General features: G+C 32.9%; 14 protein-coding genes. 2 read left to right on the top strand and 12 right to left on the bottom strand.

Annotation, left to right across the window (positions count from 1 at the left end):
* Positions 1-601: 601 nt before the first annotated feature.
* The 7 genes from ABZP37_RS10680 to ABZP37_RS10650 form a co-directional block, all read right to left on the bottom strand.
* Positions 602-4777, bottom strand: coding sequence for a two-component regulator propeller domain-containing protein (locus ABZP37_RS10680; protein ID WP_366182875.1), 4176 nt, complete (start codon positions 4775-4777; stop codon positions 602-604).
* A gap of 370 nt (positions 4778-5147) precedes the next feature.
* Positions 5148-6131 carry a Gfo/Idh/MocA family oxidoreductase gene (locus ABZP37_RS10675; RefSeq protein ID WP_366182874.1) on the bottom strand — a complete coding sequence of 328 codons (984 nt, stop codon included), beginning with the start codon at positions 6129-6131 and terminating at the stop codon, positions 5148-5150.
* 152 nt (positions 6132-6283) lie between these two features.
* The gene (locus tag ABZP37_RS10670; RefSeq protein WP_366182872.1) at positions 6284-7255 is read right to left on the bottom strand and encodes a transketolase C-terminal domain-containing protein; all 972 of its coding nucleotides are present in this window, start codon (positions 7253-7255) and stop codon (positions 6284-6286) included.
* 75 nt (positions 7256-7330) lie between these two features.
* Complete coding sequence (locus tag ABZP37_RS10665; protein ID WP_366182870.1) at positions 7331-8173, bottom strand: transketolase; 843 nt, start codon at positions 8171-8173, stop codon at positions 7331-7333.
* Between the two features lie 2 nt (positions 8174-8175).
* Positions 8176-8829 (bottom strand): fructose-6-phosphate aldolase, encoded by a 654-nt coding sequence (gene fsa, locus ABZP37_RS10660; RefSeq protein ID WP_366182868.1) that lies wholly within the window; start codon positions 8827-8829, stop codon positions 8176-8178.
* Positions 8830-8939: 110 nt separating this feature from the next.
* Positions 8940-10265, bottom strand: coding sequence for a xylose isomerase (gene xylA, locus ABZP37_RS10655; RefSeq protein WP_366182867.1), 1326 nt, complete (start codon positions 10263-10265; stop codon positions 8940-8942).
* A 7-nt stretch (positions 10266-10272) separates the two neighbouring features.
* The gene (locus ABZP37_RS10650; protein WP_366182866.1) at positions 10273-11757 is read right to left on the bottom strand and encodes an FGGY family carbohydrate kinase; all 1485 of its coding nucleotides are present in this window, start codon (positions 11755-11757) and stop codon (positions 10273-10275) included.
* Between the two features lie 606 nt (positions 11758-12363).
* On the opposite strand from ABZP37_RS10650, the gene ABZP37_RS10645 reads away from it, so the two are divergent.
* Entirely contained in the window at positions 12364-13386 is a 1023-nt protein-coding gene (locus ABZP37_RS10645) for a LacI family DNA-binding transcriptional regulator (RefSeq protein WP_366182864.1), read from the top strand.
* A 58-nt stretch (positions 13387-13444) separates the two neighbouring features.
* Here the strand turns inward: ABZP37_RS10645 and ABZP37_RS10640 are convergent, their stop codons facing one another.
* From ABZP37_RS10640 to ABZP37_RS10620, 5 genes are all read right to left on the bottom strand, one after another.
* Positions 13445-14098, bottom strand: a complete 654-nt coding sequence (locus ABZP37_RS10640) for a T9SS type A sorting domain-containing protein (protein ID WP_366182862.1) — start codon at positions 14096-14098, stop codon at positions 13445-13447.
* A gap of 216 nt (positions 14099-14314) precedes the next feature.
* A complete protein-coding gene (locus tag ABZP37_RS10635; protein WP_366182860.1) occupies positions 14315-14515 on the bottom strand; it encodes a DUF4372 domain-containing protein in 201 nt (66 codons plus the stop codon).
* A gap of 1392 nt (positions 14516-15907) precedes the next feature.
* On the bottom strand, positions 15908-16870 hold the full coding sequence (locus ABZP37_RS10630; RefSeq protein ID WP_366182577.1) for an IS30 family transposase: 963 nt from the start codon (positions 16868-16870) through the stop codon (positions 15908-15910).
* 381 nt (positions 16871-17251) lie between these two features.
* Positions 17252-18145 (bottom strand): IS1595 family transposase, encoded by an 894-nt coding sequence (locus ABZP37_RS10625; protein ID WP_366182858.1) that lies wholly within the window; start codon positions 18143-18145, stop codon positions 17252-17254.
* Between the two features lie 165 nt (positions 18146-18310).
* Positions 18311-22324 (bottom strand): two-component regulator propeller domain-containing protein, encoded by a 4014-nt coding sequence (locus ABZP37_RS10620; protein ID WP_366187527.1) that lies wholly within the window; start codon positions 22322-22324, stop codon positions 18311-18313.
* A gap of 361 nt (positions 22325-22685) precedes the next feature.
* Between ABZP37_RS10620 and ABZP37_RS10615 the strand changes: the two genes are divergently transcribed.
* On the top strand, positions 22686-23165 hold the full coding sequence (locus ABZP37_RS10615) for a DUF6265 family protein (RefSeq protein ID WP_366182856.1): 480 nt from the start codon (positions 22686-22688) through the stop codon (positions 23163-23165).
* The last annotated feature ends 386 nt before the right edge of the window (positions 23166-23551 follow it).

Raw genomic sequence — 23551 nt, 5'->3', positions numbered from 1 at the left:
ATTTGTTTTTAGTGTCAATTAAAATGTTCGTTTTTTTCAATTTTATAGTTTTTACAATTAGTCTCTCTTTGAACTGTTTTATAAAGCGATGATTCCCGCTTTATAGAGCTTATAGAAAAGCTATTTTTTTGAAAAGATAAAATTTAATTTTTCCTGCATAGTTTATGTATTAATGGTTTAATTTAAAAAAATAATTGGTTTATAAAGTAATTTACTAAGTCAAAACTAGAACAATAGTGCACCTATTTGATACTACAAATGATGCAAAATATAGTTCATTTGATGCATCGAGCTGTTTTGAGCCCAATGATATAGGGAGATTATGCATATTGGTTCAAAAAAGTAATTTTCTGCGTAATTATCAATCAATGAGGATTGTTTTTTTTATTAAGTAAAAAAAAATCCCCAACTAAATGCACAATGCGCAATGGGCTAAAAAATAAGAGAAAGTACTTTCAATCATTTTTATCGAAAGAAACAGCTTTGAAAACAGAAAACACCTATTGCCGATTCTCAAGGACTTTTTAGGATCATTTACTGAATAATAAGCATAAAAAAAGAGCTCCATTAGAGCTCTTTTTTGTACCGATTAATTGCATATCTATTCTAAATCGGGTTTGTTTTTGTCCAACTGCGTGGGCAGATGTCCGAACTTGGCTTTATAACATTTTGTAAAATAGGAAGCCGAGGTGAACCCAACTTGATAACTTACTTCATTAATATTGCTATCGCCCAATTGTATCAGTTCTTTTGCTTTTTCTAAACGTACATTTCGAATAAATTCATTTACCGAAACACCCGTTAACGTTTTAATTTTTCGATACAATTGACTTCTACTTAAAAAAACCTTTGATGCCAGAACCTCAACACTCAAATCAGATTCGTTGATATTTTCATGAATAAAATTTAGTGTTTTTTGAATAAAATCGTTATCCAGCGTAGTCGTTTTTTCTTTCGCATTTTTGGTAATCCCCTTATAGAACTTGTCAAACATGATTTGCCTACTGTTGATTAATTGTCCCAAACTGGATTTCAAAACATCCATATCAAAAGGTTTGCTCATGTACATATCTGCACCTGAATCGATGCCTTCTAATTTGTCTTGGACCAGTGCCTTGGCCGAAAGCATCAACAACGGAATATGACTCGTTTTTAAATCTGCTTTCACAGCTTTACATAATTCAAGACCATTCATTACGGGCATTATGACATCTGTCAATATCAAATCGGGCAATTTTTGTTTGGCCAACTCAACCCCTTTTTGACCATTTTCGGCAACGAGTACCTTATAGCTTTTTTTCAATTCATCCTTAAGATAATTTCTTAACTCGGTGTTGTCTTCTACGATTAAGATGGTATGCGTAATTTCAGTTGCAATTTCTTCTGTACTGATTTCCTCGTTCTCATCAACAACTGATTTTTTTATAGATTCTCTCAATACCACTTGATGTTCCTCGTCTAAAATTTCGGCTTCGGTAAAATATTCATTCCCTAATGGAAACACCACCGTAAATGTGGTTCCTACTCCTAATGTACTGTCGACTTCAATCTTACCTTTGTGCAATTCTACAAAACCACGTACTACTTCAAGTCCGATTCCTGTGCTTCCGTAATAGGTTTTATTCAGATTGTTGACCTGGTAAAAACGATCAAAAATGCGTTTGATTTCTTTCTTGTTCAATCCCGCACCTGTATCTTCAATGGCTATTTCAAATGTTTCGACCTTCCCTAAACCACTCGCTAGTGGTAAAAACATCATTTTTTGCGAAGCATTGACGCTTACCTTAATCTTTCCATTGTCAGCAGTTACCTTGAAGGCATTCGAAATAATATTAAAAATAATTTTTTCAAACATCTTAGGATCTAACCAGTCTTGAAGCGAATCAACAGTGGACTCAAATTGTAAATCAATTGATCGACTAGCGGCTTCTTCTTCAAAATAACTCACAATATTTTTGGTAAAACTCACTACCTCTACTTGCTGCACATGCAAGGCCATTTTATTAAATTGTAGCTTATTAAAGTCCATTAACTCATTAATCAATCGCGACAATCGATCTGAACTTTTATGAATGACAAACAATTTATTAAGCACTTCAGCAGGCAGACCAAAGCTTTTATTTTTCAGAATATCTTCTAATGGATTTATAATTAAAGTCAAAGGCGTTCTAAACTCATGCGAAATATTGGTAAAGAACTGTAATTTCTTAGCATTTAGTTTTTCGATCTGGACGGTTTTGTCTCTTTCAAATTGAATGGCTTGCTTTTCTTCAAATCGTCTTTGTAAATATTTCTTCATGTAAATAGACACCAAGATAAAAGCCAATACATATAAAAAATAAGCGAAATTTGTGCGCCAGAATGGTGGCAATACCTCAATATGTAGTTGCAACGGCTTTACACTCCACACTCCGCCTCTTTTGGCTGCTTTTACATTAAAAATATAATCCCCTGGAGGTAAGTTAGTATAGGTAGCAGCTCTTTTTCCGCCTACATAATTCCATTCTTTCTCAAAACCTTCTAGATAATAGGCATATTCATTTTTACCAGGATGTGAATAATTTAAGCCCACATATTCGACAGTAAAAACCGATTGATCATGAGTTAAAACTAAGTGGTCAGTCTCTGAAATCACCTTTGTAAGTGGTGAATCTGCATCACTGGGACTTACTGATTTATTGAACAGTTTTAAATCACTAAAGTATAACAAGGGTTGCTTGGTACTTTTTAATATTTGCTTAGGGTTGAAATAATTGATTCCTTCGTAGCTACCAAAGTACAAATCACCATTTTTATCTTTTAAAACCGAATTATTATTGAAATCGTTATCTAAAAGACCATCATCCTTGGTGAAATTTATAGCACTTTTATTCTTTAAATCTACTTTGGTGATTCCCGCTTTTCCGCTGATCCATATTGCACCTTGTTGATCTTCAATGATTGCCGCAACTGACTTTTCGACCAATCCTTCAAAATTATAGTAATAGTCAAACGTATTACCCTTTGGTGTGTAGCTAAAAAGACCTGCTCCATCCGTTCCTATCCAAATCTGTTTATTTCGGGACTCATACAAAGATAAAACCGATTGGTTTTTTTGCATTTTTTTGTCCTTCATCATTTGGTTTTTCAAGGCTTCAACCGTAAACTTAAAATTCTTGTCATGGGTAACAAGAAACAATCCCAAAGTGGAACCTACCCAAATTCTGTTATTCGAATCTACCAATACTTTTCTAACATCACCATTAGTCAAGCCGACTGTTGTAAATGGTGCTGAATCACAATGATAAAATTTATTCTCAGCCGGAACATAATAATGCAGACCTCTGAGATACGTACCAATCCAAATAATTCCATTGGAATCTTCAGAGAAGCTGAGCATTCTGTTTGACGTTATGCCGTTGGAATTATTTGTGTTAAAATTAACAAAACTAGAAGCGCCTTTTTTCAAGAAATAAATCCCCTCATCCCAGCTTCCTAACCAAACATTTTCCTTGCTATCAATAAATACGGTTTGGATATCATCACTTTTTAAACCCGATAAAAACGAAGCATTTTTACTATTGATATGTTTGTTGATGCTCGTAATTGGATCATAATAATCAACGCCACCACCTTCAAGACTGATCCATAATTTACCCGCTTTATCCTTTGCAATTCCTGTTACAGACTTCGCTTGAAGAGAATTTTCTTTATTGTAAATAGTACTACCAATTGCATTAAACTTACTGTATAATTTATCAAAAACATCAACTCCTTGATTGTAGTAACCCAACCAAACTCTATTTTCTTTATCGGCAAACAAAGACCAAACCGAATTTGATTTTAAACTATTATTTTCCCCTTTATTATTGATGTACTTTTTAAGAATCGTACCTTGCCCATCAACTAGAAGTAAGCCGTCATTTTCTGTAGCGCATAATATGGAATTGCCTTCTGCTTGTAGCAATGCCATGACTCTTTTCTTGGTTATTGGGAATGATTTTTGAGAAAACCCAGCTGCCTCTTTGGTTACTTTCACCAATCCATCATAAAATGTTCCCAACCAAATATTTTCCTTTCGATCAAGAACAATCGATTCGATATATTGATTGACAAGATTTTTTCCGGCCGAATCTCGTACGTTTTTTACAACTGTTGCCCCTGTTTGCAATGATTTTAAACCAAAACTAGTTCCGAGATATATGGTACCATCTTTACTCTTAGTCAAACAATTGACTTGATAATTTGTATAAGTAGCCACTTCTGACTTTAAAAAAGCAACTTTTGTTGTCTTTAAATTGAATTTAAAAACTCCTCTCCCGAACGTACCTATAATCAAGTTCCCAAAATTATCTTGGATAATACTTTTTACAGGAGTATCATCTATCGATCCTTTTACATGCTTTACTTCTAGATCAATACTTTCAAATTTATTAAGTTCTCGATTGTAAAAACAGATTCCTTGATCGGTACCTATCCATAATTTATTGTTTGCATCGACGTAAGTACAATAGATAATATTACTTATAATCGAACTTTCTTTTTGCCAGTCGTTCTCAAAAACGGTATAACTTATTCCGTCATATTTGTACAAACCAGCACCAAAAGTACCAATCCAAATATAACCATATTGGTCCTGAGTAATGCAAGAAACACCTCTTTTCGAAATTCCCTCGTTGATGTTTATAAACTGATAACCCTCATACATTTTTTGAGAAAATGCAGCAGTAGAAATTAAGCTTATCAGCACTACCGTAAGCATTAATTTACAGAATTTTATCGTTTTTATTATTTTCAAGGTAGGTGGTATTTTTTTATTTGAAAGTGAAACTATCTTTTATAAGTGAAATATTGATTGCAGTTGAATCTGGTCAAATATCATAAAACAGCTCCTAATTTACAATTTATATTTCAACTATTTTTAACTAAATTTTAACTTCATAAAAATAAGCACGTCTAGTCGCATACTTAAAAATGAATCGAAACTAAATCATTCAACTTCAAGTAATAACTATTATTATTTTAGAATATCACGCAGTACTCATCCGTTTGTTGAGCTCAATTCTTCTATATTCCGATAAATTTAGACCCTTTTTCTGATCATTTTTTTGTTTCGAAAAACATAGAATACTACTAAAATAAGCTTTTAAAACTTCTATAAAACCTCTTTATATTTTATCTACCGGATAGAGGATACCCGCTTCTTTACGTACTTGGTCTGCAATTGTAATTAGGTCTAAACTATTTTGATGCGACCAAACCGCACTTTCTATTTTATTTGAAGCGATGCATTTATGGCATTCTTCGATTTCATAAGTAAATCCTTTTCCTTTTGTAGGCAAATCAAACTTCGTTTCTACCTCATCTTGAAACAGTGAATAACTTTGGGCTTCGTGCCATAAAGGATCGATTACAATACGCCCTTTTTCCCCACTTATCGTAGCGTGCATGTTGGTTCTAGCAATAAAACTACTATGTAAAACCGCTTGCGCTGTTGGATAATTCAAAAGCATGGTGGTTTGTTTGTCGGCTCCGCCTTCATAAAAGAGTGAAGATGCCGCAATGTTTTCGGGTTTTCCCAAAATCATATAGGATAAAAACAAGGGATAAACGCCCATGTCTAATAATGATCCACCGCCCAGATTAACATCTTCTAGGCGGTTTTGACCATTATTCATTATAAAGCCAAAATCGGCATTTATGTATTGTATTTTCCCTAATTCGCCCGCTCTTACTTTTGATAAAATAGCTATAAAAGAAGGGTTGAATCGGGTCCAAAAAGCTTCCATGAAAAAACGATTATTTTCTCTGGAAGCTGCAATCATTTGCGAAGCTTGTGCATGATTGATCGCAATTGGTTTTTCGCAAAGCACATGCTTTTTAGCATTCAATGCCTGTATGCTCAAATTTGCATGCGAATCATGCGGCGTTGCAATGTAAATTATATCAACTTGATCATCATTAATAAGCGAATCGTAATCTCCGTAGCTTTTTGTAGCACTAAATTTCGCCTCAAATTTAGTTGCTTTTTCTAGTGATCGAGAAGCTACAGCGTACAATTGAGCATTTGGAATCAAAGCTAAATCTCGGGCAAATTGCTCGGCAATATTTCCTAATCCTATAATTCCCCATTTGATTTTATTTTCGCTCATCTTGATGTTTTTAAGAGTTGAATTGCCTTTGGCTTTAGCCAAAATAACACAATTATTTTGGCTAAAGCCAAAGGCAATATAATAAAAAACCGTTGACTAAAGTCAACGGCAATTGACACTAAACTAAACCATTGATAATAGTCAATAGTAATTTATTTACGGCTCATTACTTTTTGAACAGCTTTTACAATAGCTTCACTATTCAAACCATATTTTGCCATCAATTGTGCTGGAGTTCCGCTTTCGCCAAAAGTATCTTTGGTAGCAACATACTCTTGTGGTGTAGGTGTATTTAAGGATAATAATCCCGCGACACTTTCACCTAAACCTCCTAAATAATTGTGTTCTTCACAAGTAACAATACAACCTGTTTTGGCAACCGATTTTAAAATCGCTTCGTCGTCTAAAGGCTTAATGGTGTGAATGTTAATTACTTCAGCACTAATTCCCATAGCTTCCAATTGCTCAGATGCTTGTAAAGCTTCCCAAACCAAATGACCTGTTGCAACAATAGTTACATCGGTACCTTCAGTTAATTGAATAGCTTTTCCAATTACAAATTTATTTTCGTTTGCAACATCGGTATATTTAGGCATAAATATTGGTACCACTGGACGTCCAAAACGTAAGTATACTGGGCCGTGGTGTTCAGCAATTGCGATAGTGGCTGCTTCTGTTTGGTTGTAATCACAGGTATTAATAACGGTCATACCTGGTAACATTTTCATCATTCCGATATCTTCTAATATCTGATGCGTTGCTCCATCTTCACCCAAAGTTAATCCTGCGTGAGAAGCACAAATTTTTACATTTTTATCAGAATACGCAACAGATTGACGAATTTGATCGTAGACTCTTCCTGTTGAAAAGTTGGCGAATGTTCCTGTAAACGGAATTTTACCACCAATAGAAAGTCCTGCAGCAATACAAATCATATTTGCTTCGGCAATACCAATTTGAAAAAAACGTTCTGGGTTTTCTTCAATAAATTTTTCCATTTTAAGCGAACCAATAAGATCCGCACAAAGTGCAACAACATTAGGATTTGTTCTTCCTAATTCGGCAAGACCTGCTCCAAAACCAGAGCGCGTATCTTTTTGTTCGGTAAATGTATATTTTTTCATATTATTTTCTTTTTTTTAAAGATTTTTAGGGCCAGCTTGAAAACTGATTACTGAAAACTGACCACTGAAAACTTTCTAATAATCACCTAATGTTTCAGGATTTTGTCCTAATGCGTTTGCTAATTGCTCATCACTAGGTGCTTTTCCGTGCCATGCATGTGTATGCATCATAAAATCAACACCATTCCCCATCATTGTATGCAACAAAACACAAACTGGTTTCCCTTTTCCTGTTCTTGATTTGGCTTCTTTCATCCCAGCGATTACCGCTTCGATATTATTTCCTTCTTTGATTTCGATCACATCCCAATCAAAAGCTAGAAATTTATCTTTCAAACTTCCCATGCACAAAACAGTGTCTGTAGAACCATCTATTTGTTGACCATTAAAGTCGATCGTAGCAATAAGATTATCCACTTTTTTGGCAGAAGCATACATGATTGCTTCCCAGTTTTGGCCTTCTTGCAATTCTCCGTCACCGTGAAGTGTATAGACTAAATTAGTGTCTTTATTTAGTTTTTTTGCTTGTGCTGCGCCAATCCCCACAGACATTCCTTGACCTAAAGATCCTGAAGCAATACGTACGCCTGGTAAACCATCATGAGTTGTTGGGTGTCCTTGTAATCTTGAATTTAGTAATCTAAAAGTACTTAATTCGGAAACAGGAAAATAACCACGTCGGGCTAGAACACTATAAAAAACTGGCGAGATATGACCATTAGAAAGAAAGAATAAGTCTTCATCCTGACCTATCATTTCAAATTCTGGTTTCAATTCCATTAGTTCATTATATAATGCTACTAAAAACTCCGTACAACCCAAAGAAGCCCCGGGATGACCCGAGTTTACCTTGTGTACCATTCTTAAAATATCTCTTCTAGTTTGAGATACATTATCTTGCAATTGTGAAATTTCCATAATTAGTTTCCTTTTTGGTAATCGGCTAAAAATTGTGCTAATCCGCTATCTGTCAATGGGTGTTTTAACAATCCCGTGATTGAAGACAAAGGACCTGTCATAACATCTGAACCAACTTTGGCACAATTGATAACATGCATGGTGTTACGAACAGAAGCAGAAAGAATTTGCGTTCCAAAATCGTAATTGTCATATACGTGTCTAATTTCGGCGATTAAGCCCATTCCATCCGTACAAATATCATCTAGTCTTCCTAAAAATGGTGAAACATAAGTAGCACCAGCTTTAGCTGCTAATAACGCTTGACCTACTGAAAACACAAGAGTTACATTCGTTCTAACTCCTTTATCTGAAAAATATTTACATGCTTTTACACCTGCAGCGATCATTGGTAATTTTACCACGATTTGTGGGTGTAAGGCAGCCAATTCTTCTCCTTGTTGAATCATTCCTTCATAATCTGTTGCAATAACTTCGGCAGAAACATCTCCATCTACAATGTTGCAAATAGCTACATAGTGTTTCAAAATATTGTCGGCACCAGTAATACCTTCTTTCGCCATTAATGATGGGTTTGTTGTAACTCCGTCTAAAACTCCTAAGGCTTGTGCTTCTGCTATTTCGGCTAAATTTGCTGTATCTATAAAAAATTTCATGTTGTTTTGTTTTTATTTATTATTTTAAATTCAATTACATAGACTATAAAAATTCCTGATGGCGGTCTTTATTCTTTAAAGAAAGAGACAACCATCAGGTAAATTAAATTCTAGATGTATTGATTAATGATGTTTTCGAATAATTCTTGTTTACCACTTTGTAAGTTTAGCTCACCATTCTCATGCGCAATTTTGTATAAATCTTGCATTGTTAACTTTCCTTCTTCAAAAGCTTTTCCGTTTCCAGTATCAAATGAACTGTAACGATCTGCTCTCAATTTGTCATAAGCTGATGATGTGATAATTTTGTCAGCAGTTAATAATGCTCTTGCAAACGTATCTGCTCCACCAATATGTGCGTGAAAAGCATCATCCATATCTGTTGAGTTTCTTCTGATTTTTGCATCAAAGTTAACTCCACCACCTTGAAGACCACCTGCTTTTAAGAAAACCAACATTGCTTCTGTAGTTTCTTGAATATTGTTTGGGAACTGGTCAGTATCCCATCCGTTTTGGTAATCACCACGGTTAGCATCCATACTTCCTAACATTCCAGCTTGAGCAGCAACATCAATTTCGTGTTGAAAAGTATGTTGAGCCAATGTTGCGTGATTTACTTCGATATTTATTTTGAAATCTTTATCCAAACCTTGTGCACGTAAAAATCCGATTGCAGTTGCAGTATCAAAATCATATTGGTGCTTCGTTGGCTCCATTGGTTTTGGTTCAATTAAGAAGTTTCCTTTGAAACCTTGTGCACGTCCATAATCACGAGCCGTTCTTAAAAACTGTCCCAAGTGGTCCAATTCTCTACCCATATCTGTATTTAGCAAAGACATATATCCTTCACGACCACCCCAGAATACATAGTTCTCACCACCTAAAGCAATCGTAGCGTCCATAGCCAATTTTATTTGTCCACCAGCTCTAGCCAATACATTAAAGTCAGGATTAGTTGCTGCACCATTCATGTAACGAGGATTAGAAAATGCATTTGCAGTTCCCCAAAGTAATTTTACCCCTGAAGCTGCTTGTTTTTCTTTCAAATATTCTGTGATCGCTGCCAATCTACTTTCTGATTCTCCAAAAGTTGCTCCTTCTTGAATTAAATCGTAATCATGGAAACAGTAGTAACCAAATCCCATTTTGGTAGTAAATTCAAAAGCTGCATCTGCTTTTTCTTTTGCAGCAGCAATAGCATCTGAAGGTTTATCCCATGGGAAATTTTGTGTTCCAGGACCAAATGGATCAGAACCTTGCCCACAGAAGGTATGCCAATATGCGATTGAAAATTTAAAATGATCACGCATTGTTTTTCCAGCTACCACTTGGTCTGGGTTGTAGTATTTGAATGCTAACGGATTGTCAGATTCTTTTCCTTCAAATTTAATATCTCCAATACCTTTGAAGTATTCTTTGTTTCCTAAAGTTGCCATTTTTATGTTATTTATTTATTATTAATTCAAGTTCGTTTTTCCAAAGTTCGTATGCTGCCAAGTAAGGCGCTTTGTCCTTAAACGGCATATAGGTCATCACATGGTCATTTTCCATAACCCATTTACCATATTGTTCAAAATTTCCTTCATGTAATCCCGAAGCTCTTGCGGCTCCAATAGCTCCTGTAGTGTTATAAATCTCAATTTCGTGACCTATAAGCGTAGCTACGGTATTCGAAAATATTTCAGAGCGAAACAAATTATCGTTTCCTGCTCTCATGACATTTACAGCCACACCATCCCCTTTCAAAATATCCATTCCGTACACAAACGAGAAGGCAATTCCCTCAAGTGCAGCACGGCAGAGATGGGCTTTATTGTGATTGTTCAAATTAACATTGACCAAGCGAGTTCCCACATCTTTGTTATTCAACATTCTTTCAGCTCCATTACCAAAAGGCAGTATACAAACTCCATCAGAACCCACAGGAACTTCTGATGCTAGTCGATTCATTTCTTCATACGAACTCACTGCCAAATTATTTAGCAACCAACGGTATTGAATTCCGGCGCCATTAATGCACAGTAGTTTCCCAATTCTTGGTTCTGCTCCTTTTTTGTAATTCACATGACCAAAATTGTTAATTCTCGAGCTTTCTTTGCTAGACAAACTATCAGTCACTGCATAAACTACACCAGATGTACCTCCAGTAGCAGCTACTTCGCCAGGATTAAACACGTTTAGTGCCAATGCATTATTAGGTTGATCACCCGCTCTATAAAAAATTGGCGTTCCAGCTGCTAGACCACTTTCTAGTTCCCCTTTTTCATCAACAGTTGATTGTAATCCAAAAGTATCCACGATATCTGGCACCAAAGACGCATCAATGCCGTAATATTCTAAAAGGAAATCGGCTACAGTATCTTTTTTGAAATCCCAAAAAATACCTTCAGACAATCCTGAAATAGTGGTATTGATTACGTTTGAAAGCTTGTAAGCAATATAATCCCCAGGCAGCATGAACTTATAAACTTGATTATAAATTTCAGGTTCGTTCTCTTTGACCCATTTCAATTTTGAAGCGGTAAAGTTGGCCGGAGAGTTTAATAAGTTAGAAGCACATTTGTCTTCGCCAATTGCTGTAAAAGCCTCTTGACCTAATGCTACTGCTCTACTATCACACCAAATGATAGACTTACGCAAAGGCGCGCCATTTTTATCAACCAAAACCAAACCGTGCATTTGGTACGAAATTCCAATTCCTTTGATTTGTGTTCTCGAGATAGCGTATTTCTTTTTTAGTTTCGAAACAGCATTACAACAATGAAGCCACCAATCTTCTGGTTTTTGCTCTGCCCATCCATTTTTCAAGGCAAGCATTTCCATTTCGGTTTCTGGTTCTTGAACAACACCAATACTTTTTCCAGTGGCTATTTCTACGATAGCTGCTTTTACTGAAGAACTTCCTATGTCAAATCCTATGTAATACATTGTTTATTTTGGTTTTTGATATTTAAAATATGTTGGAATCCTGACTGTAGATTTCTATTTTGCTACACACTAGTTGAATCGATTTTGATTCAGATTTTTTTATCATTTTCATTCAAAAAGCAAAAACTAAAAAGAATCGTTTAACAAACTAGATTTATTCTTACAATACTGAAATTGTATTGACAATTATTTATTTCTACGAGGATAAAATTACAGTATTCATTATATTATTGGTAAAATAAAGATGAAACAGCGATTTGTCACGCAAAATGAGTTCGAATTTAATTTCCAACATAAAACCTCCTTAAACCCTTTGTTTACCAATGATTTACACTTTTTTAGGCTCGAAAAAAAAAGTCATATTTGACTACTTAAAGGTTTACGTAACTTTTTCGATCCTATCAAGAAAGAGGTTGTTTTTACAGCAATAAAATAATTACTTTTGCGAAGTAGCCTGAAAAGCATCCATTACTTCATCAGGTACATTTTTATAATCTCCTATTACTATTTTAAGAAAAGTAATAACGTGTTTAACAACTCCTTATAATTAGAGTGAAAATGTCCCGGAAATTATAATTACATTAGCTACCCTGATAAAAAATAAAAATGAGTAATAGAATTACATTAAAAAAAATAGCTGCCGAATTTAATGTGTCTATTGCTACCGTGTCTAAAGCGCTCAATGACAGCCATGAAATAAGTACCAAAACAAAAGAAAAAATACAAGAATTTGCTAGGCTACATCATTATAAGCCCAATAAAATCGCACTGAGCTTACTCAATAAAAAGACAAAAACTTTAGGGGTAATTATCCCTAATATTATGAATAGTTTTTTTACCGAAGTTTTTGTGGGTATTGAAGAAAAAGCAACGCAACTGGGGTATAATTTAATTTCTTGTATTTCTAATGAATCATTCGATAAAGAGGTCAATACGGTAGAACTTCTCAAAAGCGGTACCATCGATGGATTTATAATTTCTATTGCCGAAGAAACCCAAATAAAAAAAAATTTCACCCATCTTATTGATGCCATAAATGAAGGAGTACCTATAGTCCTTTTTGATCGAGTAACCGATCAAATAGATTGTGACAAAGTGATTGTAAATGACTTTGAAGGAGCAAAACACGCTACCGAGCATCTCATAAAAACGGGCTGTAAAAAAATAGCAGTTGTTTCAGTAATTGATAATTTAAGTGTTGGCAAGCTTCGGGTTGAGGGTTATAATAAAGCATTAACAGATTACCAAGTTGCAATCGACGAAAAAATAATTGTTCGATTATCTAAAAAAGAAGACATAGAAACGGCCATGAAAATTATCCTTGCTGATAAATCAATAGATGGTTTGTTATGCCTAGAAGAAAGTTCTGCCATTGCGTGTTTACAGCTGGTAAAATCGATGAATTATAAAATACCCGAGGAAATGTCCATCATTTGTTTTACAAATGGAAAACTACCCCAACATGTTACTCCTACCATAACCACTATAAGCCAACATGGCAAATACATTGGGGAAGTAGCTACAAAAATGCTTATTGATCGCCTAGAAAACAAAACAGAACTAGAATTTACTACCAAAATTATTAAAACTAGTTTGATAGAACGGGGAACAACATTTCCTTTAAAATAAGCTTTTAACAAAAAAAGACTGCCGTTAAGCAGTCTTTAAACTATAATTCTTTATACTATTATTGTACTACAAACTTATAAACAGTTCCGTTATTGTTTTTAAGAAAATACAGCCCATTAGAAAGAGATGATACATCAATACTGTTATTTGGACTTATTGTATTCAACCCCATTACACTTGATCCTCTAACATCATAAATTGACATTGCAGATTTCTCAACATCATAAAATACTAAATTTTTAGTTTTAGCATTATAGAATACTTTTAGTCCATTCTTATTAAAACTCTTAGTACTTAAAGTACCAGGTGCAACGATAGTCGTAGTTGGATTGGCACTGTAAAAAGGTGTTCCTACTGGTACTTCTATTTTAAAAAACCATTTGTACACAACGCCTGGGGGTAAAGAACTGGATAATGGCAAATTTGCAGGTATTGTAAAAGTTTCCGATTTTAAAGTAGATGTTGCAGCCGCAGTTATTGGACCTTCAAAATACACATCAGTTCCTGCACTGTAATCAATATTTCCAGAGGAATCCGTTTTGAATAATTGCATTTGGCAAGTTCCTGCAGCATCAGCAGTATAATTAAAACTTGCAGTAATTGTAGATCCCTGTTCTGCATTTGCTGGAGCGCTGTTAGATTGGATGCCATTCTGACTGAATCCAAATGCACTAGTAAATAACATAGCTAATAATTGTAATTTTCCTTTCATAATAATAACGTTTTTTTGTTAAATAATTTAATTTTTTCGTTTAGTAAAATTAGATTATCAAGTAGGAAACAAATACCACATTTGAAGCATTATACAGTACAAATGATACATTTTCATAGCTGTTTAAGAAACAATGTTCATTATTATTTATTTGCCCTTGCTTTAAATACAATAAAAAAAATGATATTAAAGTGTTAGAATACTAGTGGAGTGCAACTATAGGAAAAGACGATTATCACTTTGAGTTAAATTTATGGGATAAGTATATAAATAATTTTTTCCTTTCAAGAAATGAGATAAATTACTATTACTTACATTTTTCCCAACCCCTAAGTGATAGGATTTAGATTGATGAGCTTCTATAACAAATATTAAATCTCTTAAACTTTCTCGAGATGAAAGTTTACCAAAAATCATGAATAATAATTAATTCTAAAAAGTGAAATATCTAACCGATTAGTTGCATAATATTTACAAACTAACCTATAATAACAGTGTTCTATATCAATCCCATTCACTATATAAATTAGTACATCCTTATTTTTTATAATTTACCTCCCTAAATAGTAATACGTAAAAAAATTAAAATCCAGCTACTATATGTTCTTAAAAATATTGATTTAATTTAAAAACGCAAACTAAACTCAGACGCAAAATACTATTTATTAATTACTTACAACTAATCATCAAAGCTATCCAAAAAAGTTAAAATTGGAATTAGGTGTTCGACTGTGCTCCCATTCACTCCACTGCCTTGCACTTGTAACAAATCATCACATGCTTAATTACTATTCAAAATTAAATTTTTCTTGTATTAACAAATAGTTGCAAGATAACATTGAGCGCCTCAATAATTTAATGAATTTATATCCTATTATTAATTTGAATTGCGATGGCTGATAAATTTGTACTAATCCATATTGAACAAAACTTGAGCAGTTATCTATCAAATTTTGGATTTTATAGCAAGCATAAATTTTAGAGTACATATGAAACAGTTTATAATAAACTTTCCCAAAAGATTCAGTTACAAGATCACTAGACTGAGTATTTTTATCGCTAACAATCACTAAATCAACAACAACCTCATAAGTTCTTACAATTTTGTTGCAGATTAAATTACCTTTTTAATTCATTAATTATGAATTATTACGTTCATTAAAATCAATTAAAGTAACTGAGAAGGTTATATTTTAGCTATTTAATTCATTTAGTTTTGTGGCGAAATCGTAGTATATTGGGTTATAAATTTTGAAATTTGCAGTATAGATAGGGGTTCAACCGACTAGGTTCGAATCATACTCTCCCATTCGATGAGATGATTGTAAAACTGTTCTTTTTTTCTCATAAAAGTAACGAAATTACATTTACTATCACTATATTGAAATACTTAAATTCGAACATTGTAGAGTCCGATAGTAACTATCCTGATATTATAAATTGGTATCGAAAACAAACTTTACAAATTCTCTTTTGTAAACAATAATTAATTGACTGTATCTTACGAAACGTTATTATTAAAGCAAACTATTAATTTTTATAAATTAAATCAATCATGTATAAATAACAGGGTGAATTAATTGAAAATAAAACAATTATCTCATTCATTTATAATACATTTGTATTATTCTAAAACTATTTTTGATCTTAGTTACCCTATTGGTCACCCTATTTAAAAGAACATCTTGCGAAGCTCTATATTTATTGGCATTTTCATAAAGGTTACGGAGCCTCTTTCTCCGCCAGTAGAAATACAAATTGAATTAAAACCCTTTAAATCGAAGGTGGATTCAAGTAACAAATGCAACATTATGCACATTGTTTAAGTTTTTGTTCAAAAATTTCATTTGGACTTTTAAATCCAAACCTTTTCCTGGGTCTATTGTTTAATTTATTTGTTACTCTTAAAACCTCTTCTTCTGTTATTAAATCAAAGTTATATTTTTTGGGGAAATATTGCCTTACTAGTCCATTTAAATTTTCATTAGCACCTCTTTCCCAACTACAATATGGGTTGGCAAAAAAGTATTTAATTTCTAGTATTTCTGACACTTTTTTGTGGTTGGCAAACTCTTTTCCGTTATCAGAAGTGATAGTGTGCAAAATAGGTTTCCATTCCATTAATAATTCAATTAATTTCCCCTGAACTTCTCGTGCTTCCTTACTATATATTTTAGCCATTTTTAGCACGCCTGTTGCTCTATCATTTATTGTTAATAAAGCTCCTTTGTGATTTCCACCAATAACCAAATCTATTTCAAGATCACCTATTCTTTGCTTTTCTTCTACAACTAAAGGTCTGTTTTCGATACCTTCTCTGTCTTTAATAATACCTCTCGACCCCTTTAAAGCTCCCCTTTTAGCATATCTCTTACCTTTTGAGCGAAGGTGCTTATAATGTTGACCTCCTTTCTTTTTATCATCCCAAATGAATTGATAAATTCTTTCAGCAGAAACACATTTAAAGTCTTTTATTTTGCAATGACCAACTATTTGTTCGGGACTAAAATCTTCCTTTAATAGTGATGTTACAAGTGTTTTAATCTCTTCAGTAAAGTGTATTTTCTTTGCTTTTTTTCGCTGTCGAAAATGGAATTTACTTTGAGCTAAATCTGCTTTATATACATTATTTCTTTGGTCTGAATTTCTAGAAAGTTCTCTTGAAATTACAGATTTGTCTCTACCTACAAACTCTCCAATTTTACTCATGGAAAATCCTTGCGAACGTAGTGTAGCAATTTCGTATCTTTGTTCAATCGTTAAATGTGACATCTTTTTTTGTGCTTAGTAACCCAAAAATAAGTGAAATTTTTTTCGTAGCCTACTGATAAGTCTTGAAGATCTAGATCTGCAAGACTTATCAGTAGGCTTTATTTAATCAATTTCTAAGTGTTGCATTTATTACTTGAATCTAAGGAATGATTTAAAGGGTTTTTTCTTTTATACTCCCTCCAAAATATTCATTAATGCGTGTACTGAAAGGGATAAAATCGGTTACCCTAAAACTCATGACTTTTGGGTAACCGATTTTTATCTCGGGCTAGTATACACAAGGCTTTTGAACATATTCATTAACATGTTCATTAAGTTGTTCAGAATATGAACATCTTGTGTTGTAGTCATTTTAGATTTAAATTGTATTGAGGTCAGTAGTTACGAACATATGATTTTAGACTGATATATTTTATCCGACTTAACCATTCGTACTATTAAATTATTGAATATTGTGTCTTTGCTTTGAGAACGATTAATTCGATAGCAAAATTCATCAAGATACCTGTTTATATTAAAATCACTTACTGAAGAATATGTTGTTCTAACCCATGATTTTACTTGATGTATCATCGTGTGTAATGCCATAAAATTCATCCCATTATTACTTTCTATTTGTGTGATATTGTAATGCTCAAATAAGGGACGATAGCCTTTCCATTTATCTGTAGTTATTTTTGCGCTTTTATCAATGTGCTTGTTAAATATTGTCTCTAATTCTTGGGCTGAATAATTATCAATTTTTAAGGCATACATCCTTTTAACTTTCCCCTTATCTGTTAATTCTACTGCGGTTACTATCTTTTTCTTTTTGCTGTCATAACTCCTTCCTACTTTGCCTTTTTCCTTTCCACCAATAACAAATTCATCAACATGAACGGTTCCATCCATTGGATGATTCTCACTAGACTTCATGGCTTCTCTAACTTTATGCATAAATAAACGTGCTGTTTTTTCTGTAACTCCAAAGCGAACTCCCATATAGCTAGCAGATAAACTTTTAGTTGTGGTTGACATCTCAAAACATATAAAAAAGGCTTTACGTAAACCAAACTTAACCTTATGAAATAAAGTATTTGCAGCTGCGGTTTCTGTATGACTACAAATATTACAAGTTCTGGAGAAATCTTTACGGATTTGACTCTTTGTATGTTTACATTTTAAACAAATAAATCCTTGTTCCCATTTATAATTTGCTAAATATTCCTTGCAGTTTTCATCTGTTTTAAACCGTTCAGCAAAATCTAAAAGGTTTTGTCCTGTAAATAAATCCATAATTCTCTTGTTTTATTGACTTCTAAGATATGAAATTATCTACTGACCTCAAAAAAGTTATTCCCAAAAACCAAGTAATTATTTTTACCTTTTTCTTAGAAATAACTTTTAAAATAGTACGAGATCAATTCACGTACAGATCTTTCAAATTAAATAAAACTATGTTTAATCTTGCACGTTCTTTTCTTTTATTTGGATAGCATATTTACTAGGCGACTCATTGTATTTTTCTTTAAATTTTGTGGCAAAATGAGTTCTGTTTTTAAAGCCGGTCATTATAAAAACCTCTGAAACTGACAATCCTTGTTGACCCAAAAATTCACTTGCTCTCTTCAATCTATAATTCATAATCAACTCCAATGGAGTTTGATTGGTAAGTGTCTTCACTTTTTGATAAAAAGCAGATTTACTCAGGCATAATTCTGACGCTAATTCTTTTAAATTGAAATCTTGATTGTCTAAATTATCGTCCAGTAAACTATAAAATTTTTCTAAAAATGCATTATCATTTCTATTGTTCTTGTTGTCTCTTGACAAAGGAATCCCAATCTGATAGCGTTCACTTAATACTTTTCGGTTTTTTAGTAAGCCTTCAATAGTTGTCATAAGAATTTGAATATCAAATGGTTTCCGAATATAAGCATCTGCCCCGTCTCTTATCCCTTGCAATTGATTGACAACATGCGTGAGTGCAGTTACCAAAATGATAGGAATATGACTCGTTTTAATATCCGATTTTACACGTCTACATAAATCTAAACCATTGAGTTCCGGCATTTGAATATCGCTTACAATAATATCTGGCCACTCATCATCTAAAGCGTTAAGGCACTCCAGACCGTTTCTAAAACTTTTTACTTTAAAGTATTTTGATAAAAAACCAGACACATAATTTCTCAGATCATCATTGTCTTCGACATAAAAAATTAGAGATTCCTTAAAGTCACCAGAAATTTCAATAGCAGCTTCTGATTGATTATTCATACTCCCCACACTAATCTCTTCTTCCTTTGGTAGGTCAATATTTTCTTCTTGTAATTCTCCTTCTTTTTGCTCTTTTACAATCGGTAGTTTAACGGTGATTGTAGTTCCTACGTTTATTTCGCTTTCAGCTGTAATATAGCCGTAATGCATTTCTACTAATTTTTTAGAAAACGCTAAACCAATTCCAGAACCTCCTAAATGTGCATTTTGAATCTTATGAGATTGATAAAACCGCTCGAAAACATGCTCTAAATCTACTTTATCTATACCTTTGCCTGAATCTATTACTGATACAATCAAAAATTTATCTTCCGTTTTATATTCTATTTTAATTGCATCTTTTACCTCCGTATATTTAAAAGCATTATTCAATAAGTTGTTGAATATTTTCTCTAATTTATCCTTATCTGCCGAAACCACAATCGGTAGTTCATCTCCAACTAAATTCAAGTTTTTATCATCAACTTCTGCCGCATATTTAAAATCACCAACGAGCTCTTTTATAAAGTCATTGAAGACAAAATGGGAATATTTTAACTTTAGAACATTATTATCTGCTTTAGTAAAATCTTGAACTTGCTCTATTAATTGTTGCATTTTTTTTGATTGACGCAAGACCAAGCTTAATTTTTCTCCTAGTTCAGGATTGCCTTTGTAGCGTTCAAATAAATTATTTATAGGATTAGAAATTAAGGTCAATGGTGTTTTTATCTCGTGATATATGTTTGAAAAAAAGCGCAATTTGGCTTCATTAAATTCCTGTTCCTTTTTTTTCTCTAATTGTTCAATTTCTACTTTATGATTCAGCAGATGTATTTTTAATATTGTACGATTAATTACATATCCTACTCCTAAAATAAAGAGTATGTATAAAAGATAAGCCCAATTAGTCTTCCAAAATGGAGGTGTTATAGTTATTGTAAGTTGTTTGACAGGACTCCATTCATTCATAGAGTTTGAAGCCATAACAGTTAACTGATAGGTTCCTGGCTGCAAACCACTGTAGCTAATGGTGTTTTGATTAGATGCAACTTCTACCCAATCTTTATTGATGGGTGTAAGTTTGTATCGCAATAAGTGATTTTCTGGATTAGAGAAATGCAAACTTTTTATATCTAATGAGAAAACATTTTCATTGTATTTTAATTCAATCTCACTCAGCACTCCTAATGATTTATTTAATAAAACACGATCATTTATGCTAAAACCTGGCTTTATTAACTTATTGAAAATTTTTAGATTTTCGAATTCAATCTTAGGAAGCAATTCTTGTTGCGTAATCTTTTTAGGATTGAAATAGCAAAAACCGTTCAAGCCAGAAAACATCATGGTTCCATCACTTAATCTTTTTGCGGCGTAAGTGAAATTCTCAAAAGACAAACCATCTGATTTTTTAAATTTTCGAATACTATAATTTTTTGTATTCAACTTATTCAGTCCATTATTAGTTGAGATCCACAAATTACCCTCTTCATCGGCTAACATGTTCTTGTTTTCATCATTTGATAATCCATTCTCTTTGGTAAAAGTTTCAAACTTAAGTCCAGTCTTATCTTCCAAAACTTTAGACACACCACCACCTTCAGTACCTATCCACATTTCACCATTTGGTAACCTAATGATGGAAGTTAGATAATTACTAGGTATTGAAAAATTATTATTTCTTTCTACAACAAAGTGCTCTATTTTTGATTTTTCAATCGAAATACCTGCACTGTTTTGTATCCTAAACAAGCCATTACCACTCGTTCCAATCCAGACATCCTTGGTCTTGGGATCTGAATAAACACACCTAATCAATTCTAATTTATTTTTAGAAAAGAAGGGATTATTATTCAGTGATTCTATTTTGACTATCGCATCGTCCTTGTTTAAAATTATTTTGTAGGCATCATTTTTCTTTCCTACCCATACGTTACCGTATCCATATTTTTCAAAGGTAAAAGCTCTTAAATCAGCAGTTGGTATTTCGCCTATATCCACTCTTTGAATGGATTGATTATCATTTTTTATTCTATAAAATCTTTTTTGATCGTCAATAATCCAAGAGTTTTTCTTTGAATTCAGGTATAAAGACTTAAAATTAGTTGTGTATTTAGCTGGTAAAGCTTCAAATTTATGTGCCTTCCAATCAAATAATCCTAGTCCCCCTAGGCCAGATGTGAGACAAATTTTAGAGTCACCAAATTGTTCAATATTCGAAACCTTATTTGCGTTATTCCAATAATTACTATTCGAAATAGTAGTGCTACTCTTGAAATCAGATTCCTTTATTTTAAACTGATAAAGACCTTCGTTGTATGTACCTAACCAACAATAATCTCTGGTTGTTCCTAATAATACACTTGATTTCAATATTGGCAGACCATCATTAAAAAATTCAACTTCTGCAGCTTGCCCGCTTAGAACAGCTTTCCAATTCTTCACATATTTCACACCACTCAATTGACTGCCTAGCCATAAATTCCCTCTCTTGTCTACCGCAGAACATGTAAATGAAACCGAGTTGAAAATCACTTTATTCAGCTTTAACGAAATTAAATTCTCAAAAACTTCAAATTTCACTACGGCTAATCCACTGCCTAATGTAACTAGTACTTGATTACCTTCAACTAATTCAACAGAATTACAATGATTAATTTGCTCCTTTAAAACTTGTTTAAATTTATTATTTTTGATATCAAAAAGCACTAATCCAACTGAGGTAGCCAATAAATAATGGTTATTATGTAACTGTACTCCATCAATAATTCGAACCTTATCACCTATGTCATTCCCTAATTTAACCTCACCTAGAAACTTATAATTATCATCAAAGACTTGAATTCCGCTTTTTTCGGTTAAACAAACAATCCGATGATCTGGATTATTTATTATAATTTTCCGGATAGTAGCACTTTCAACAAATCGGTTTCCTGCTTTAATTAAGTTAAAACTTAATTTTTGAAATCTTTGGGTAGTGCTATTAAACAAGTTAATCCCTTTGTCTGTTCCAATCCAAATATTACCTTTTTTATCTTCTTTAATAGATCGAATACGATTACTTGACAAAATTTCACTACTAACCGTGTTTTTATAGGTTATTAGTTTATAACCATCATATCTGTTGATGCCTGCGAAGGTACCAAACCATAAAAAACCTTTGGAATCTTCTAATATAGAAGTCACCCCATTTTGAGCTAAGCCATCAGAAATTGTTGTTTTTTATAATTGCTGAATACATTGTTCTGGGCGAATAAATTGGTAAAACAGCTAAGAAATAAAATGATATTGAAAGCTTTCAAAATATAGTGGTATCGTTATTAGTTAGTATTAAAAAAGGAAAGGCAGTAACAAAACGGCAACTAAAAGTAAAATAAAAATAGATTCCTACAAAATTAATTGACTAATTAAAAATTCGATTAAAGTTAAAAGCTTGAAGCTTGAAAATAAAAAAACTAAAAAGCTACCAAAGGGAATCACAATTGGCTCTTACGATCCAAGTAATTTGATTTTCAAATACAATCTTTTTTTTCCTAATTTAGCCATTCCTAACAATTACTAAAACACCAATATTATGATTCAAAGAATTACTCTTTTATCTATAATTATAGCTCTAGTTTCTTGCGAAAAAAGCACAAAAGCAGATAAGAAACTCATCCGTTCAACGGAATGGATACTGGGGAATTGGGAACAAAAAAATGATGAAGGCATCATTATTGAAAAATGGGTAAAAGTCAACGATAGTACTTTGAACGCTACTTCTTTTTTTATTAGAGGAGAAGACACCATTCATAAAGAAATGATTGTTTTACAACAAACAGATGAAAACCTAACCTACAAAACTACGATAAAGGGTCAGAACAACAATCAACCAATTCTATTCTTATCTAAGGAATCTGTAGAGAATCAACTAATTTTTGAGAATTTAAATAACGATTATCCTCAAAAAATTAAATATTCTCAAACTAATACTAGTCAGCTTTTAACTGAAATTTCAGGCGTTCAACTGGGTAAATCTGCTAGCGAAACATATAATTTGGCAAAGGTGAAATAACAACTATGTAAATCATGGTTTGATTTAAAATCTTTTCTTAAAGCAATCATCTTATATCCTGAATTTGTTTGATATTTGAAATTAAAAGGGGGACAGCCAGTAGTTTTCAGATATTTTAATCAACTAATAAGTTCTTTTATCTCAAAAATTTAATGATTTTTACTAAATACAAAGTAAAGATGAAGAATAGTCCCGAAACGTCAGGATAAAACACTTTTTTGAGGCTTTTTTGCCCCGAAAAAAAATGGTAGCGAAGAGCCTTTACACTCCTGACACTTCGAGATTTCAGAGGGCACACCCAAAATAATTTCATAAGCAATCGATTTCATAATACCGCACAAAAAAAGGTTGTCTTTTCAGACAACCTTTCCTCACAAGTAAAACAT

The organism is Flavobacterium ovatum (assembly GCF_040703125.1).
In the GTDB taxonomy this organism is placed as follows: domain Bacteria; phylum Bacteroidota; class Bacteroidia; order Flavobacteriales; family Flavobacteriaceae; genus Flavobacterium; species Flavobacterium ovatum.
This window is presented reverse-complemented; position numbering and strand designations above follow the sequence as displayed.

Excerpts from the sequence above, each read along its gene's own strand:
- fsa (WP_366182868.1), bottom strand. The coding sequence starts at position 8,829 with ATGAAATTTTTTATAGATACAGCAAATTTAGCCGAAATAGCAGAAGCA.
- ABZP37_RS10675 (WP_366182874.1), bottom strand. The coding sequence starts at position 6,131 with ATGAGCGAAAATAAAATCAAATGGGGAATTATAGGATTAGGAAATATT.
- ABZP37_RS10665 (WP_366182870.1), bottom strand. The coding sequence starts at position 8,173 with ATGGAAATTTCACAATTGCAAGATAATGTATCTCAAACTAGAAGAGAT.
- ABZP37_RS10630 (WP_366182577.1), bottom strand. The coding sequence starts at position 16,870 with ATGTCACATTTAACGATTGAACAAAGATACGAAATTGCTACACTACGT.
- xylA (WP_366182867.1), bottom strand. The coding sequence starts at position 10,265 with ATGGCAACTTTAGGAAACAAAGAATACTTCAAAGGTATTGGAGATATT.
- ABZP37_RS10635 (WP_366182860.1), bottom strand. The coding sequence starts at position 14,515 with ATGATTTTTGGTAAACTTTCATCTCGAGAAAGTTTAAGAGATTTAATA.
- ABZP37_RS10645 (WP_366182864.1), top strand. The coding sequence starts at position 12,364 with ATGAGTAATAGAATTACATTAAAAAAAATAGCTGCCGAATTTAATGTG.
- ABZP37_RS10670 (WP_366182872.1), bottom strand. The coding sequence starts at position 7,255 with ATGAAAAAATATACATTTACCGAACAAAAAGATACGCGCTCTGGTTTT.
- ABZP37_RS10625 (WP_366182858.1), bottom strand. The coding sequence starts at position 18,145 with ATGGATTTATTTACAGGACAAAACCTTTTAGATTTTGCTGAACGGTTT.
- ABZP37_RS10615 (WP_366182856.1), top strand. The coding sequence starts at position 22,686 with ATGATTCAAAGAATTACTCTTTTATCTATAATTATAGCTCTAGTTTCT.
- ABZP37_RS10640 (WP_366182862.1), bottom strand. The coding sequence starts at position 14,098 with ATGAAAGGAAAATTACAATTATTAGCTATGTTATTTACTAGTGCATTT.
- ABZP37_RS10650 (WP_366182866.1), bottom strand. The coding sequence starts at position 11,757 with ATGTATTACATAGGATTTGACATAGGAAGTTCTTCAGTAAAAGCAGCT.